This window comes from Calidithermus chliarophilus DSM 9957 (genome assembly GCF_000430045.1).
GTDB lineage: Bacteria > Deinococcota > Deinococci > Deinococcales > Thermaceae > Calidithermus > Calidithermus chliarophilus.
Genome location: NZ_KE387023.1, coordinates 1,338,536 through 1,353,283, shown reverse-complemented (window position 1 = coordinate 1,353,283; position 14,748 = coordinate 1,338,536). Strand labels below are relative to the sequence as shown.

Annotated in this window: 11 protein-coding genes; 2 read left to right on the top strand and 9 right to left on the bottom strand. The window is 68.6% G+C overall.

What is annotated here, in order from left to right:
• Together MEICH_RS23950 and MEICH_RS0106490 are read left to right on the top strand one after the other, a co-directional pair.
• On the top strand, positions 1–730 hold a 730-nt coding region (locus MEICH_RS23950), incomplete at its 5' end, for a PucR family transcriptional regulator (RefSeq protein ID WP_036218396.1).
• A gap of 177 nt (positions 731–907) precedes the next feature.
• The gene (locus MEICH_RS0106490; protein WP_027891938.1) at positions 908–2,125 is read left to right on the top strand and encodes an aminotransferase class V-fold PLP-dependent enzyme; all 1,218 of its coding nucleotides are present in this window, start codon (positions 908–910) and stop codon (positions 2,123–2,125) included.
• On the opposite strand, the gene MEICH_RS0106485 is transcribed toward MEICH_RS0106490, so the two are convergent.
• The 9 genes from MEICH_RS0106485 to MEICH_RS0106445 all read right to left on the bottom strand — a co-directional run bounded on the left by MEICH_RS0106485 (position 2,113) and on the right by MEICH_RS0106445 (position 14,646).
• Positions 2,113–2,373: a Txe/YoeB family addiction module toxin gene (locus MEICH_RS0106485; protein ID WP_027891937.1), complete on the bottom strand. Its 261-nt coding sequence runs from the start codon at positions 2,371–2,373 to the stop codon at positions 2,113–2,115. The genes MEICH_RS0106490 and MEICH_RS0106485 overlap by 13 nt on opposite strands.
• Positions 2,370–2,624, bottom strand: a complete 255-nt coding sequence (locus MEICH_RS0106480) for a type II toxin-antitoxin system Phd/YefM family antitoxin (protein ID WP_027891936.1) — start codon at positions 2,622–2,624, stop codon at positions 2,370–2,372. Before MEICH_RS0106480 ends, MEICH_RS0106485 begins: the two co-directional genes overlap by 4 nt.
• Before the next feature lie 413 nt (positions 2,625–3,037).
• On the bottom strand, positions 3,038–4,879 hold the full coding sequence (locus MEICH_RS23945; protein WP_051303981.1) for an AfsR/SARP family transcriptional regulator: 1,842 nt from the start codon (positions 4,877–4,879) through the stop codon (positions 3,038–3,040).
• 520 nt (positions 4,880–5,399) lie between these two features.
• On the bottom strand, positions 5,400–6,758 hold the full coding sequence (locus tag MEICH_RS0106470) for an MFS transporter (RefSeq protein WP_084542339.1): 1,359 nt from the start codon (positions 6,756–6,758) through the stop codon (positions 5,400–5,402).
• Positions 6,759–6,760: 2 nt separating this feature from the next.
• Entirely contained in the window at positions 6,761–8,110 is a 1,350-nt protein-coding gene (locus tag MEICH_RS0106465) for an MFS transporter (protein WP_027891934.1), read from the bottom strand.
• Entirely contained in the window at positions 8,097–8,867 is a 771-nt protein-coding gene (gene narI / locus MEICH_RS0106460; RefSeq protein WP_027891933.1) for a respiratory nitrate reductase subunit gamma, read from the bottom strand. Before narI ends, MEICH_RS0106465 begins: the two co-directional genes overlap by 14 nt.
• Complete coding sequence (locus tag MEICH_RS23935; RefSeq protein ID WP_036218394.1) at positions 8,864–9,445, bottom strand: nitrate reductase; 582 nt, start codon at positions 9,443–9,445, stop codon at positions 8,864–8,866. Before MEICH_RS23935 ends, narI begins: the two co-directional genes overlap by 4 nt.
• A gap of 9 nt (positions 9,446–9,454) precedes the next feature.
• Complete coding sequence (narH, locus tag MEICH_RS0106450; RefSeq protein ID WP_027891932.1) at positions 9,455–10,963, bottom strand: nitrate reductase subunit beta; 1,509 nt, start codon at positions 10,961–10,963, stop codon at positions 9,455–9,457.
• 86 nt (positions 10,964–11,049) lie between these two features.
• Positions 11,050–14,646, bottom strand: coding sequence for a nitrate reductase subunit alpha (locus MEICH_RS0106445; RefSeq protein WP_027891931.1), 3,597 nt, complete (start codon positions 14,644–14,646; stop codon positions 11,050–11,052).
• Between the last annotated feature and the right edge of the window lie 102 nt (positions 14,647–14,748).

Genomic DNA, 14,748 nt, shown 5'->3' with positions numbered 1-14,748 from the left:
GGCCCGCCTGCGCGCCTTCGGCTTCACCGGCGAGCCGGTGGCCCTGGCCGTGGTCGAGGTGCGCGACCCCTGGGCCCGCAGCCGCACCGGCCGCGAGCAACAGCTCGAGTTCCGCGTCTTCCAGGACGCCCTGCGCCGCGCCGGGGAGGAGTTCTTCAGCGCCCGGGGCCTCCCCTTCCTCACCGGCTTCCTCTCCGAGGTGGTGCTGCTGGCCTGGCAGAGCCCCCGCCCGCGCGAGCAGCTCGAGGGCCTGCGGGCCGCCCTCACCGCCGTGGCCCCGGCCAGCGACACCCGCCTGGGCCTCTCCAGCCCCCACCTCCCCCCCGACCTCCCCGCCGCCCACCGCGAGGCCCTGCTGGCCGCCGAGAGCGTGCTCGAGCCGCGCGGCTCGGCCTCCTGGGAGGACCTCGAGCCCACCGCCTGGGTGGTGGCGACCGCCCCCGTCGAGCGCCTGCGCCCCGTCTTCGACGCCACGCTGGGCGCCATCCGCCGCCACGACCCCCGAGGCCGCCTCGAGCACACCCTGCGCACCCACCTCGAGCTCGGCCGCAGCCTCGCCCAGACCGCCGCCCACCTCGGCCTGCACGTCAACACCGTGCGAAAGCGCCTGCAGCAGCTCGAGGCCATCCTGGGCGACTCGCTCGAGTCGGCTGCCCTGCTCGCGAGCCTGCGGCTGGCCCTGTTGGCCGAGCGGCGGTTGTTGGCGGAGGAGGGGGCGGATGGGCGGTAGCTGATGGCCCAACGCCGATAGCCGATAGCTGATAGCCGATAGCCAAACGCAAGACGCAAGACGCCTCGACCCTCGACGCCGTCAGGGAGGAGTTTCTTTCAACATGAGCCACGGGTCACGAGCCTCCCGCTGACGGCTGGCGGCTGATAGCTGATAGCCTTATACCCAAGGACCCCTATGGACCTTGCCCGACACCCCTCCCCCCTCACCTTCGGCCGCGCGATGCTCGAGCACTGGCTGCTGGACCCCGCCATTACCTACCTCAACCACGGCACGGTGGGGGCTACGCCGCGGCGGGTGCTCGAGGCCCAGCAGGCGATCCGCGACGAGATCGAGCGCCAGCCGGCCCGCTACCTGCTGCGCGAGCTGATGAACCTCGCGCCCGGGCCGCCGGCCCGGCCGCCCCGGATGCGGGTTGCGGCGGAGGCCGTGGCCGCCTTCATGGGGGCGCGGGGCGAGGACTTGGTGTTCGTGGACAACGCCACCACCGGGGTCAACGCGGTGCTGCGGTCGCTGAGGCTCGAGCCCGGCGACGAGCTGCTCATCACCGACCTGGCCTACGGCGCCGTCATCAACACGGCGGCCTTCGTGGCCCGCGAACGCGGGGCCCGGCTGGTCACGGTTCACCTGCCCTTCCCCACCCGCGACCCCGGCGAGTACGTCGAGCGCGTGGCCCGGGCCGTCACGCCCCGGACCCGGGTCGCCATCCTCGACCACGTGACCTCCGAGAGCGCGCTGATCCTGCCTCTAGCCGAGATGGCCGCCGCCTGCCGCGCCAGGGGAGTCCCCGTGCTGGCCGACGGGGCCCACGCGCCCGGCGCGATCCCGCTGGACATCCCCGGCCTGGGCGTGGACTGGTACACCGGCAACCTGCACAAGTGGGCCTTCGCCCCCCGCAGTTGCGGCTTTCTGTGGGTCGCGCCCGAGCGCCAGAGGGATTTGCACCCGCCCGTGATCTCCTGGGGCCTGGACCAGGGCCTGCACCAAGAGTTCGACTGGGTGGGCACCCGCGACCCCTCCCCTTTCCTGGCCGCCCCCGAGGGCATCGCCTTCATGCAGGACTTCCTGGGCCTGGAGGCCATGCGCCGCTACAACCACGCCCTGGCCTGGCAGGCCGCCCAGCACCTCACCGAGCGCTGGGAGACGCGCCTCGAGACCCCCCGGAGCATGGTCGGCTGCATGGTCAGCGTGCCCCTGCCCGAGCACGCGGGCTCTACCCGTGAGGAGGCCGCCCGCCTGAAGGACGCGCTGCTGTTCGAGCACCGGATCGAAGCCCCCGTGATCGCGGTGCAGGGGCGGCTGTGGGTGCGGGTCTCGGCACAGGTCTACAACGACCTGGACGACATTGAGCGGTTGGCGCGGGCAGTGGAAAATGTCCTGGCTCAGTCCTCGTAGTGGTAACGCAGCATCGCGATGATCAGGTCGTTGCCCTCGACCTTGTACACCATGCGGTGTTCCTGGTTGATGCGCCGCGACCACCAGCCTTGCAGGTTGTGCTTGAGCGGCTCGGGCTTGCCCAGGCCGTCGAAGGCGTTACGCTGGGCGTCGCGGATCAGCTCGTTGATACGGCGGAGCAAGGCCTTGTCGGTCTTCTGCCAGTACAGGTAGTCCTCCCAGGCCTCCCCCGAAAAGATCAGCCTCATTCCTCCAACAGCTCCCTAACCTTGCCCTTGCCCTGCTCGAGCGACTCGATCGACCTCATCAGGCGGCGGGCGTTGGCGGGGTTGGACATGAGGTAGGCGGTTTCCTGCCAGGCGTTGAAGTCTTCCAGGCTCATCATCACCACCGCGCGGTCATTGTTGCGGGTGATGATGATGGGGTCGTGGTTATCGATGACCTCGTCCATGGTTTTCGCCAGGTTCTGGCGGGCGTGGGTGTAGGTGATGGCCTTCATATGTACAGGATATTGTACATGTAGGTCTGGGGCAAGCAGGGGTGGGGGCTCGCGCGGGATACCCTCATACCGGATTCAAAAAGATAATCATCCGATCCGAAGAGCCCCGGAGGCTATCTTTTTGGACCCCAGGGCACACCCCTCCCTGACGGCCGGCGAAGCAAGCGCATCCCTTCCAAGGGGCGGTATCGCCCTCCGCTACGCGGATAACTTCGGGCGGCGTCACCCTTCGGTGACGAACTAACCGAATCGGGTATTACACCAATCACCGTGGAATTTCTGGCAGAAAACCGCCTTCTGGTGCGGGTCTTTGGCGCAGCGCTCGAGCCGAAAGCAGGTATTGCCGGGAGCAAGACCGCAACAAGAAAAGGAGGGGATCGCTCCCCTCCCTTCACGCCCGTTTACGCCTGCGCCTAGCGCCAGATGCGCCCGGAGACCAGGCTGGGAAACAGCTCGTACACCGCGACCCGCGGCTTCTCGTAGGTGGCGGGGGCCTGGCTGATGCGGTAGGCGTTGACCTCGAGGTCGAGCAGCGCGCTCTCGGCGGCGCTGTGCAGGCTCACGCTCACGCCCTGGGGCACGCGGAACCAGAAGTCGAGCTTCTCGGGCAGCGGCAGCACGGTGGTCTGGGGGTCGAGCTGGGCGGGCTTAGCGCCCTTGAGGAAGTAGACCCGGCCCTCGCGCTCGCCGCGCAGGGTGAGCACCAGAGGGGCGGCGACGCCGGTGATGCCGACGCCCAGCGGGTTCTCCACGTAGGCGTAGCCCTTGAGGTGCAGCAGGCCCGGCTCCTCGAAGGTCGCCCACTCGAGGCCGGAGGGGCCCACGATGGAGGGGGTGCGGTTCCAGCGCAGGTAGCGGCCCTCGGTGTCGAAGCCCAGGCCGAAGCGGCTTTCCTCGAGCATGGCGATCTCGCCGCCGGGCGAGAGCTCCTCGGGGCTGAGCTCGGGGAGGTCGGGCAGCGGCATGTCCAGGAAGGCGCGCAGGCCGTACTGGGGCCAGTCCTCCAGGGCCTGCACGAAGGTGCTCCAGTCGGTGGTGTCGCCGGCCATCAGGCGGTGGTAGGCCTCGGGCATGGTCTGGTTCTCCAGGGCCATCTGCAGGGCGGCCTGGCGGTGGTACTGCTGGCGGCGGCCCGGCTGGAGGCTGTGGTAGAGCACGCGGCGGATGGAGTCGTCGGCGAACTGCCACTGGCCGTTGTAGACCAGCCAGCCCCAGCGCTCGAGCTCGTCGAGGAAGGGGGTGCCTTCGAGCGCGTCGAGCAGGCCCTGGGTGAAGGGGGCGGGGTGGACCGAGAGGCGCTCGAGCGCCAGGCGGGCCTCCAGCGAGAGCATGCGGGCCTCGAGCTGCACCTGCGCGCGCACCCGCTGGGGCAGGGGCAGGTCGCCGTCGAACTGGCCCATCGCCAGCAGCTCGCGCAGGTAGCCCGGGCTGCCGCCCGAGGCCAGGAAGAGCTTGGCGGCCTGGGCGAAGGGCATCTGGTTGAGCAGGCCGCTGCGGGCCTCGCCCCAGGAGAGCGGGGGCAGGGTGATGCAGCGGGTGCGTTCGGGGGGGTAGTGGCTGCGCAGCTCGAGGATGATCTGGGGGTCCTCGCCGAAGGAGGAACGCTCGACGACCCACAGGCCCTCGCGGTCGTTGAGGGCGCGCTCTACGGCCCCGTCGGGGTAGGGGGCGCGCAGGTAGTGCAGCACGCGGCCCGAGCCGCGCGGGCCCTCCAGGAAGGGCATGCCCAGCGTCTTGGCCAGGGCCTGGGCGAAGGAGGTGCGGCCGGAGCCGGGGCGGCCCATGAGGATGAGCAGGAAGGGCGGCTGGATCTGGGCGGCCACGTCCTGCACCAGCCGCTCGCGGCCCATCGCGCCGGGGCTGCCCGACATGAGCTGCGAGCGCTGGCCCTCGAGCCAGGCCCTAAACTCGGCGGAGATGTCCTCGAGGCCCTCCATCGGCATCCCCGGCCCGGCCGCCCGGTCGAGCTGCAGGTAGCTCGGGGGCTTGAGGGGGTCCTCCCCGGGCTGGAAGCCGGTGAAGCCCAGGGGGGCCAGGGCCTGCCCCAGGCGGTGGAGCTCGACGCGCAGGTTCTGCGAGGCCGCGCTGTGGCCCCACAGCAGGTCGGCCAGCACCTCGCGGCGGGTGGGCCCCTCGAGCAGCAGGTAGTACAGGATCGCCAGGCCTTTGCGCTGGAGCTTGATCTCACGCCCCTGATATTCCAGGCGGGCGGGCCCCCAGAGTTTGAGCTGAATATTCCCCGTGGCTTTGCTCATCGCTTCAATCCCCCCGAAATCTTCAGCCGCTCCCGCAGAGTGCGGGTTTCGTAGACCCCAACTTCAGCACGACGTAACCGCGGCAAACGCTTCACACCTGCCACGCTAGCATCGATTTGGGTTAAGGGATGTTCAAAGATCACAACACGTAACTCCTGGGCCCGTATCGCGTAACGAAGGATGAACCGTGTCTATCGCTCGGAAGAAGAACTGCGTTCCAGACATCAATCCTCGGGTAACGGTTTTACGACCGCCCGATTGTATCCCCTCTGGCTGATGACTGGCTTAAGAATATAAATATTCTCTCGAAACGCGCTGGGAGGGGCTCGCTTGAAGCACTCGGGGCAGCGGAATTTAGCTTCACGAAGGCATACTCGCCGGGCAGCAAGCCCATCCTCGCGAAGCCGCAGCGCGCCTTACCGTGCCGGGCGCGGTCCTCGGCTATCCGCCGCTGGCCGCCTCCGCCGGCAAGGCATAAAACTCTCCCCCGCGACGGGGGGAGAGCGGAGCGGCCGGGCGCTCAGCAGGGCTTCTCGGCGCCCCGGCGGGTGTAGAAGTGCCAGTTCAGCCCGGCGTTGATCAGGTAGAACACGGCCAGGCCGTAGAAGAAGGCGGTCGGCGAGCCGGTCTGGGCGATGATCGCGGCGATGAGGGTGGAGAAGCCGAAGGGGCCGAAGGCCGCGACGGCCGCCGTCCAGCCGATCACCCCGCCTGCCTTGCGCGGCTCGAAGATCATGGGCATCTGCTTGAAGGTGCTGGCGTTGCCGATCCCCGCGAAGAAGAACAGCGCCAGCATCGAGGCCACGAAGTAGGGGAACTCGGCCAGGGACTCGGGGGTGAGGAAGAAGCTCAGCGCCAGCGCGCTCAGCAGCATGCCGAGGGTGCTCAGTTGGGTCAGCCGCGCCCCGCCCACCCGGTCGGCGATGGGGCCGAAGATCACGCGCAGCACCGAGCCCACCAGCGGGCCCAGGAAGGCGTAGGTCAAAGGGTCGGGCGCGCCGTCGAACTTGCCGTAAAGCTGCTTGATGAGCAGGCCGAACACCGCCGAAAGGCCGCTGAAGGAGCCGAAGGTGGCGATGTAGAGCGAGGTCATGACCCAGGTGTGCTTGTCGCGGAAGATGTCGAATTGCTCGCGGAAGTTGGCCCGCACCGGCACGCTGCGCAGGAAGGCCCACGCCAGCACGGCGGCCAGCAGGATGAACAGGATCCACACCTCGGCGGCGTTGTGCAGCCAGATGGCCTTGCTCACCTCGCCCTTGGTGTACGTCTGGGGGTCGCCCAGGCCCACCAGGCTGCTGCCGAAGAGGGCGAAGCCCACCACCCACGGCGTGAGGAACTGCACCACCGAGACGCCGAAGTTGCCGATGCCCGCCTGGATGCCCAGGGCCGTGCCCTGCAGGCGCTTGGGGAAGAAGTAGCTCGTCGAGGGCATGAAGCCCGAGAAGTTCCCGCCCCCCACCCCCGCCAGGAAGGCCAGCAGCAGCAGCACCCAGTAGGGGGTGGTGGGGTTGGAGATGGCGTAGCTCCAGCCCAGCACCGGGATCAGCAGCAGCAGGGTGGAGAAGGTGACCAGGTGGCGGGTGCCCAGGATGGGCGGCAGGAAGGTCCAGACGATGCGCAGCATCCCCCCGGCCAGGCCCGGCATGGCGGTGAGCCAGAAGAGCTGGGTGGTGGTGAAGTTGAAGCCGATGTTGGGCAGGCGCACCACGATGGCCGAGACCATGAACCAGACGATGAAGGAGAGGGTGAGGCTGAAGGTGGTGACCCAAAGGGTGCGCCAGGCCAACGCCTTGCCGGTCTTCTGCCAGAAGTCGGGGTCTTCGGGCTCCCAGCGGGAGAGCCAGGTTCCCCCTTCGGTAGGAATTTTGCGTACGGCCACGATCAATCACCTCCGTGTTCGACGTGCTCGAACTTGCCCTTGAGCTGCGGCGCGGCCTTGTTGAGCAGGGAGATCACCGTGAGGTGCATCCAGATGGCCGAGACCAGCGTGAGGGCGAAGAGCACCATGAAGGTGGTCTGGGGCATGCCGGTGACCGTTTGGGTGTAGGCGAAGAGCGGGGGCAGGAAGAAGCCGCCCAGGGCCCCCAGCATCCCCACCAGGCCGCCCACCGCGCCCACGTCGCTGGGGAAGTACTCGGGGATGTGCTTGTAGACCGCGGCCTTGCCCACCCCCATCGCCACGCCCACCAGGAAGACCAGCAGGGTGAAGGGCCACACGGTCATGGTGTAGGGCAACACCTCGCGCATGCCGTCGGCCTCGTACTTGCTGGGCAGGTAGAGCACGATGTGCCCGTCGGGCATGGAGAGCAGCCAGCTCGAGAACAGCAGCGTCCCGAAGGTCCAGTACATCACCCGCCGCGCGCCGAAGCGGTCGGAGAGGTAGCCGCCCAGCGGCCGCAGCAGCGAGGCCGGGAAGATGAACAGCGCGGTGAGCAGCGCGGCCTGGTACAGCGGCAGGCCGAAGACATCCACGTAGTACTTGGGCAGCCAGGCCGACAGCGCCACGTAGGCCCCGAAGACCACCACGTAGTAGAGGCTGAAGCGCCACACCCGCACATTGCGCAAGGGGCGCAGCATCTCACCCAGCGGGCGGCCGCGACCGGGCCTGCGGTCGGCGCGGGGGGTGAAGACCCACATCGCCAGGCCCATGAGGATCAGCAGGATGCCGTAAAGGAAGGGCACGAAGCGCCAGCCGCCGGGGATCACGCCGCCCAGGTAGCCGGCCGCCGGGGTGAGGGCGATGAGGGCCGGGCCGATGAACTTGGTGACGCTGGCCCCCACGTTGCCCGCGCCGAAGACCCCCAGCGCCAGGCCCTGCTGGTCCTTGGGGAACCAGGCCGAGTTCCAGGCGATGCCCACGCTGAAGGCGTTGCCCGCGAAGCCCACTAAGAAGGCGTAGAACAACAGGGTCTGGTAGCTGCTGACGTGGGCGACCAAAAAAGCGGGGATGGCGGTGAGGAAGAGCATGGCGGTGAAGATCACCTTGCCGCCGTAGCGGTCGGCCAGGATGCCCGCCGCCAGCCGCCAGATCGAGCCGTTGAGGATGGCGACCGCCGATAGCCACGAAAGCTGCACGTCGTTGAGGCCGAACTCCTTGCGGATGGGCACGCCCAGCACCCCGAACATCAGCCACACCGCGAACATCAGGGTGAAGCCGAGGGTGGAGAGGGTGAGGACCTCGAGCCGGGCCTTGCGCTCGGAGGGGGCCGCCGAAGGGCTAGTCTGAACCATACGAACCTCCCTTGTCCTGCAACGCGGGCTGCGGCTTGGGGGTGGGCGTGGGTTGGGGGGCGCCGGGCGGGGTGGCCCGCGGCCGGCGCTGGCGCCGCAGCCAGATCACGACCTGCCAGGGCCGCCACAAGTAGCCCAGCGGCACGGTCACGACGTGGATGAGCCGGGAGAAGGGGAACACCGCCAGCAGCAGCCAGAAGTTGAAGACGTGGAACTGGATCCAGAAGGGCAGGTCGGCGACGAGTTCGGGGCGCGGCTGGAGGGTGAGGAGGCTCCAGAGGTAGGGGGTGAACACCGCCGGGAACCAGTAGGAGCCGAAGCGGTAGGCGCCCGCGGTGATGACGCCGGTGACGATGGAGACCAGCAGGAGCAGCAGCACCACGTAGTCCATGGGGGTGGAGACCACCCGCACGCGGGCGTCGCCCAGGCGGCGCGCCAGCAGGATCCACACGCCCACGCCCGCCCACAGCGCCAGGGCCAGGCCGGTGATCTCGAGCAGGTACAGCCGCAGGGGCACCGCGTTCCACAGCAGCAGGCCCTTGGGCAGCAGCACGGCCAGCAGGTGCCCGCCCAGGATCAGCACCAGCCCCCAGTGCATGGCGGTGGAGCCGAAGTAGAGCTTGCGCGACTCGAGCAACTGGCTCGACTGGGCCGACACCGAGAAGGGCCGCCCGCGCATGCGGATCACGCTGACCACCACCGCCAGCGCGAGCGCGACGTAGGGAAAAACCAGGAAGAGCAGGGTGTTCCAGTTCATCGGATACCTCCCTCCGGGGCCGGCTGGAGCGCGGGAGCGGGCGGGCGGGCCTCCGGCTTGGGCCGGGGCAGCTCGCGCACCGCCTGCCGCACCGCGTCGAGCAGGTGCAGGTAGGGGTTGCCCGGCTCCATGGTCTTGAGGGTGCGGTACATGGCCTGCAGGGCGGGCTCGAGCAGCTCCGTCAGCTCGGGCAGCGGCTCGGCGGCAATGGCCAGGTAGGAGAGCACCGGGGCCAGGTGGTCGGGCAGTTCGCCGCGCAGCTCGAGGCCCAGCCCCTGCATCTCGCGGTTGAGTGCGGCCATGAAGGCCCCGCGGCGGTAGTCCTCGCCGTAGACCGCGAAGCCCACGTAGGGCGCGAAGAGCGGCGAGAGGTCGAGGGTGCGGGTGTGCAGTTCCTCGCGCTCGGAGAGCTTGAGCTGCGAGACGGCCTTGAGGAAGCGCTCGAGGTAGAGCTTGGCCGGGCTGTAGGGCAGGGGCCGGGCCTGCTCCCACAGCACGCCCAGGCTGCCCTGGCGCGGGTACTCGAAGGCCAGCGCGAGGGTCTGGAGGAGGGGGTTGGGGGTCGCCTTGGCGCTCATGCGCTCACCTCACTCGCCCCGCCGGGGGGGCTGGATGTAGCCCAGGCCCACCTCGCCCTTGTGGGCCAGCGGGTCGTTGTAGAGCTCGGCGGCGGCCTCGCGGTGGTAGGGCGGGATCACGAAGCGCTCCTCGAGGGTGGGCAGGGTGGTGAGCTCGTAGATGGCCTCGGCCTCCTCCAGGCTGGTCCCGGCGGCCTCGAGCAGCGCCAGGGTCTGGGCGTCCACTTCCCCGTAGACGCTCTGGCGGCGCTTGAGGATGCGCACGGCCAGCATCTTCTTGAGGATGGGCTCGATGAGCGCGACGTTCCCGGCGGCGAAGAGGTTGGCGAGGTACTCCACGGGCAGCCGGGCCTTGCCCAGGTTTTCGAAGAGCTCGAAGTCCATGCGCTCGGGCGGCAGGTCGAGCTTGATCAGGCCGCGCTCGACGGTGCTGACGACGGGCGAGAGCGGGGGGATGTAGAACATCATCGCCATCGTGCGGTACTCGGGGTGCAGCGGCAGGGCCAGCTTCCACAGCTTGACGAACTTGTAGGCCGGGGAGTTCTGGGCGGCCTTGATCCAGTCGTCGTCGAGGCCGTTTTCCTTGGCGGCGGCGATCACGGCGGGGTCGAAGGGGTCGAGGATGGCCTCGCGCTGGGCCTCGACGAGCTCGGACTCCTGGGCGCTGGCGGCGGCGTAGATCTTGTCGGCGTCGTAGAGCAGCACGCCCATGTAGCGGATGCGGCCCACGCAGCTATGGGCGCAGGCCGGGGCCTGGCCGGTCTCGAGGCGCGGGAAGCAGAGGATGCACTTCTCGCTCTTGCCGCTGGCCCAGTTGTAGTAGACCTTCTTGTAAGGGCAGGCCGCCACGCACATGCGCCAGGCCTTGCACTTGTTCTCGTTGACCAGCACCACCCCGTCTTCGGCGCGCTTGTAGATGGCCCCGCTGGGGCAGGCTGCCACGCAGGAGGGGTTGAGGCAGTGGTTGCAGATGCGCGGCAGGTAGTTGAAGACCACCCGCTCGATCTCGTGCATCTGGGCCTGGATGTCAGGGTCCACGCCCTCCCAGTTGGGGTCGTTCTTGGCGTAGAGGTTGGAGCCCCCTAAGTCGTCGTCCCAGCTCGGGCCGGCCTCGATCTGGATGGGCTCGCCCGTGACCATCGAGACGGGGACGGCGGTGGGCTGGTCGTTGCCCTCGGGGGCGCTGAAGAGGTCCTGGTAGCGGAAGGTGTAGGGCTCGTAGTAGTCGTCGAGGGTGGGCAGGGCGGGGTTGAAGAACAGCCTCGACAGCCCGCGCGCCCTCGAGTGCAGGCGCAGCTCGAGCTCGCCGTTCTTCAGCTCCCAGCCGCCCTGGAAACGCTCCTGCTCCTCCCAGCCGGTGGGGTAGCCCGCGCCGGGGCGGGTCTCGACGTTGTTCCACCACATGTACTCGGTGCCCTTGCGGTCGGTCCAGAGGTTCTTGCAGGCGACCGAACAGGTGTGGCAGCCGATGCACTTGTCGAGGTGGAAGAGCATGCTCATGTGGGCTCGAACGTTCATTTGGTCTCCTTTGGAGCCGGCGGATAGCTCATAGCGGGTGGCGGACGGCCTGTGGCCCTTCGGCTATGGGCTATCAGCTATCGGCATCACCACTGCGGCTCCTCGACGCGCCGCACGTAGACGAAGGTGTCGCGGTTGACCCCGGTGGGGCCCCAGTAGTTGAAGGCGTAGGTGAACTGGGCGTAGCCGCCCGACATCAGCACCGGCTTGAGGCGGGCGCGGGTGAGGGAGTTGTTCATGCCCGCGCGCTTGCCACGCAGGGGGCTCTTGGGGATGCCCACGGTGCGCTCGGTGGCGTGGTAGACGAAGACCGTGCCCCTGGGGATGCGGGCCGAGACGATGCAGCGCTGCACGAAGACGCCGTTGTCGTTGAAGACCTCGACCCAGTCGTTGTCGGTGATGCCCATCTCCTCGGCGTCCTTGTCGTTGAGCCACACCGGGTAGCCCCCGCGCGAGAGGGTCATCATGCGGTGGTTCTCGGAGTAGGTGGAGTGGATGCTCCACTTGCCGTGGGGGGTGATGTAGTTGAGCAGCTTACCCTGGGCCTCCGCCGCGCTCTTCTCGGTCTCCATCAGCATGGTGTGGTCGGGGCGGGGCTTGTAGGTGGGCAGGTGCTCGCCCCAGGCCAGGTAGCCCTGGTGGTCGAGGTAGAAGTGCTGCCGCCCGGTGAGGGTGCGCCAGGGGATGAGCCGCTCGACGTTGAGGGTGTAGGGGCTGTAGGCGCGGCCCTGGTTGATCAGGCCGCTCCAGGTGGGCGAGGTGAGCATGCGCCGCGGCTGGGCCACGATGTCCTTGAAGCCGATGCGCACGTCGCGCACGGGGTCGGCGAGGTCGGTGAGCTTCTGCCCGGTCTTCTTCTCCTCGTCCTTGAAGGCGCGGTAGGCCAGCTCGCCGTTGGAGACGGGGTCGAGGAAGAGGATGGCCTCGGCGACCTCGCGGGCCTCCTCGAGGCTCGGCAGCACCTGCCCGTCCACCTTCCGCCCCTGGCGCTGGGCGAGCTCCTGGTAGAAGTCCTGCACGGGGATCGAGAGCCCGTGCATCCCTACCCCGTTGGCCTCCACCGCCTTGCCCAGCGTGACCATGCGCTCGTAGAGCTTGCCGTAGTCGCGCTCGACGACGCGGAACTTGGGCATGGTCTTGCCGGGGACGGCCTCCACCTCGCCCTTCTTCCAGTCCCTGTCGGTGGGCTGGGCCAACTCGTCGGGGGTGTCGTGCTGCAGGGGCAGCATCACGACGTCCTTGACGGGCTCGGGGAAGTGGGGCTTGGCCAGCTCACAGACTTTCTGGGCGATGGCCTTGTAGATCTCCCAGTCGGGCTTCGACTCCCACGCGGGGGGCACCGCCGCCTGCATGGGGTTGATGAAGGTGTGCATGTCGGTGGTGTTGAGGTCCTCCTTCTCGTACCAGGTGGCCGCCGGGAGCACGATGTCGGAGTACAGCGCCGAGGTGTCCATGCGGAAGTTGAGGTCGACGACCAGGTCGATCTTGCCCTCGGGGGCCTGCGGGCGGTACTTGACCTCGCTCACCCAGCCCTTGGCCTGCTCGGGGGCGATGGCCGTGGAGTGCGTGCCCAGGTAGTGGCGCATGAAGTACTCGTGGCCCTTGGCGCTGGTGCCGATGGCGTTGCCGCGCCAGATGAACCAGGTGCGCGGCCAGTTGGAGGGGGCGTCGGGGTCGTCGACGGCGAACTCGAGCTTGCCCGCCTTGAGCTGCTCGACCACGTACTGCACGATCTCGGCGTCGGTCTTGGCACCTTTAGCCTGAGCCTCGCGCACGACCTCGAGGCTCGAGCGGTTGAACTGCGGGAAGAAGGGCAGCCAGCCCTTGCGCACCGCGCGGGCCTGGTGGTCGATGGTGTGGTCGGAGAGGCGCTCCTTGTTCGGCACGCTGTCGTAGTCGCGGTAGCCGCGCTCGTAGCGCCACTGGTCGGAGTGGACGTAGTGGAAGCTGGGTGAGTTCTGCTGCCGGGGGGCCATCCCCCAGTCGCCGGCGAAGGCGATGGGGCCCCAGGAGGCCTGGTTGGCGAGCTTCTCCTGGCCCACGTAGTGCGCCAGCCCGCCGCCGTTGACCCCCACGCTGCCGGTGAGCATCAGGGCCACGATCCCGGCGCGGTAGAGCAGGTTGTTGTGGTACCAGTGGTTGGCCCCGGCCCCGATGATGATGAGGTTCTTGCCCTTCGTCTTCTCGCCGTTCTCGGCCCACTCGCGCGCGAAGCGGATCACGGTGTCGCGGTGGATGCCGGTGTACTTCTCCTGCCAGGCGGGGGTGTAGAGCCCTTCCTCGTCGTCGTAGCCCTGGGGGTAGGCCCCGCCCAGGCCCCGGTCCACGCCGAACTGGGCCAACAGCAGGTCGAAGACGGTGGTGACCGCCACCCGCTCGCCGTCCTTGGTCTGGACGTACTTCACGGGCACGGCGCGCTGGAGCGTCTTGCCGGTGGTGAAGTCGTCGAACTCGAGCAGCCGCACCTCGTCGGCCTGGTCGCGGAAGGAGAGCAGCGGGTCGATGGGCTGGCCGCTGGTGGGGTCCTTGAGCTCTAAGTTCCACTGCCCCTTCTCGCTCTGCCAGCGGAAGCCGATGGTGCCCCCGGGCATGGCGGGCCCGCGCTGGGCGTCCCACATCAGGAGCTTCCAGTCGCCGTTCTCGACGTCCTTGTAGGCCTCGAGGCGGCCCGCCCGCAGGTAGCGCCCCGGCCTGGGGCCCGCGACCTCGACCAGGAAGGGGTTGTCGGTGTAGCGCTTTAGGTAGTCGCTGAAGTAGGGCACCTGCCGCAGGACGTAGCACTCCTTGAGCAGCACGTGGTTGACGGCCATCCAGAAGGCGGTGTCCTGGCCGGGGTTGGAGGGGATCCACCAGTCGGCGTACTTGGCGACCATGGAGAAGTCGGGGCTGAAGACGGTGAGCTTGGCCCCCGCGTGGCGCACCTCGGCGATGAAGTGGGTGTCCGGGGTGCGGGTCATGTTGAGGTTGGAGCCCATCACCGCGATGAAGCGGGCGTTGTACCAGTCGGCCGACTCGTGCACGTCGGTCTGCTCGCCCCAGATCTCGGGCGAGGCCGGGGGCAGGTCGCAGTACCAGTCGTAAAAGCTCATCGCCACGCCGCCCAGCAGCGTCAGGAAGCGCGAGCCCGCCGCGTAGGAGATCTGCGACATGGCGGGGATGGGGCTGAAGCCGATCACCCGGTCGGGGCCGTGCTGCTTGGTGGTGTGGACCACGCTGGCGGCGATGATCTCCAGCGCCTCCTCCCAGGCGATGCGGCGGAAGCCGCCCTTGCCCCGCGCCTTCTGGTAGCGCCGCCGCTTCTCGGGGTCGCTGACGATGCTCTTCCAGGCCTCCACGGGGTCGGCGTGGCGCTCGCGGGCCTCGCGCCACAGCTCGAGCAGCGCCCCCCGCCCGTAGGGGTACTTCACCCGGATGGGGCTGTAGAGGTACCAGCTAAAGCTGATGCCGCGCTGGCAGCCGCGGGGCTCGTAGGGGGGCAGGCCGGCCTCGAGCTGCGGGTAGTCGGTGGCCTGGAGCTCCCAGGTCACGATGCCGTCCTTGACGAAGACCTCCCAACTGCACGAGCCGGTGCAGTTGACGCCGTGGGTGGTGCGCACCCGCTTGTCGTGGGCGAAGCGGTTGCGGTAGAACTCCTCCCACTTGCGCTCGGCGGGGGCTTCGATCTCCTTGAACCATTGGTTCATGCTCTCCTCCTGCGAATGCGTTCGGCCAGGCTGGGCCTGCGGCCCAGCCAGATCAGGCTCATCACCCCGAACAGCGCCAGGGCGGCGGGGACGGCGGCGTNC

Excerpts from the sequence above, each read along its gene's own strand:
- MEICH_RS0106490 (WP_027891938.1), top strand. The coding sequence starts at position 908 with ATGGACCTTGCCCGACACCCCTCCCCCCTCACCTTCGGCCGCGCGATG.
- MEICH_RS0106485 (WP_027891937.1), bottom strand. The coding sequence starts at position 2,373 with ATGAGGCTGATCTTTTCGGGGGAGGCCTGGGAGGACTACCTGTACTGG.
- MEICH_RS0106480 (WP_027891936.1), bottom strand. The coding sequence starts at position 2,624 with ATGAAGGCCATCACCTACACCCACGCCCGCCAGAACCTGGCGAAAACC.
- MEICH_RS23945 (WP_051303981.1), bottom strand. The coding sequence starts at position 4,879 with ATGAGCAAAGCCACGGGGAATATTCAGCTCAAACTCTGGGGGCCCGCC.
- MEICH_RS0106465 (WP_027891934.1), bottom strand. The coding sequence starts at position 8,110 with ATGGTTCAGACTAGCCCTTCGGCGGCCCCCTCCGAGCGCAAGGCCCGG.
- narI (WP_027891933.1), bottom strand. The coding sequence starts at position 8,867 with ATGAACTGGAACACCCTGCTCTTCCTGGTTTTTCCCTACGTCGCGCTC.
- MEICH_RS23935 (WP_036218394.1), bottom strand. The coding sequence starts at position 9,445 with ATGAGCGCCAAGGCGACCCCCAACCCCCTCCTCCAGACCCTCGCGCTG.
- narH (WP_027891932.1), bottom strand. The coding sequence starts at position 10,963 with ATGAACGTTCGAGCCCACATGAGCATGCTCTTCCACCTCGACAAGTGC.
- MEICH_RS0106445 (WP_027891931.1), bottom strand. The coding sequence starts at position 14,646 with ATGAACCAATGGTTCAAGGAGATCGAAGCCCCCGCCGAGCGCAAGTGG.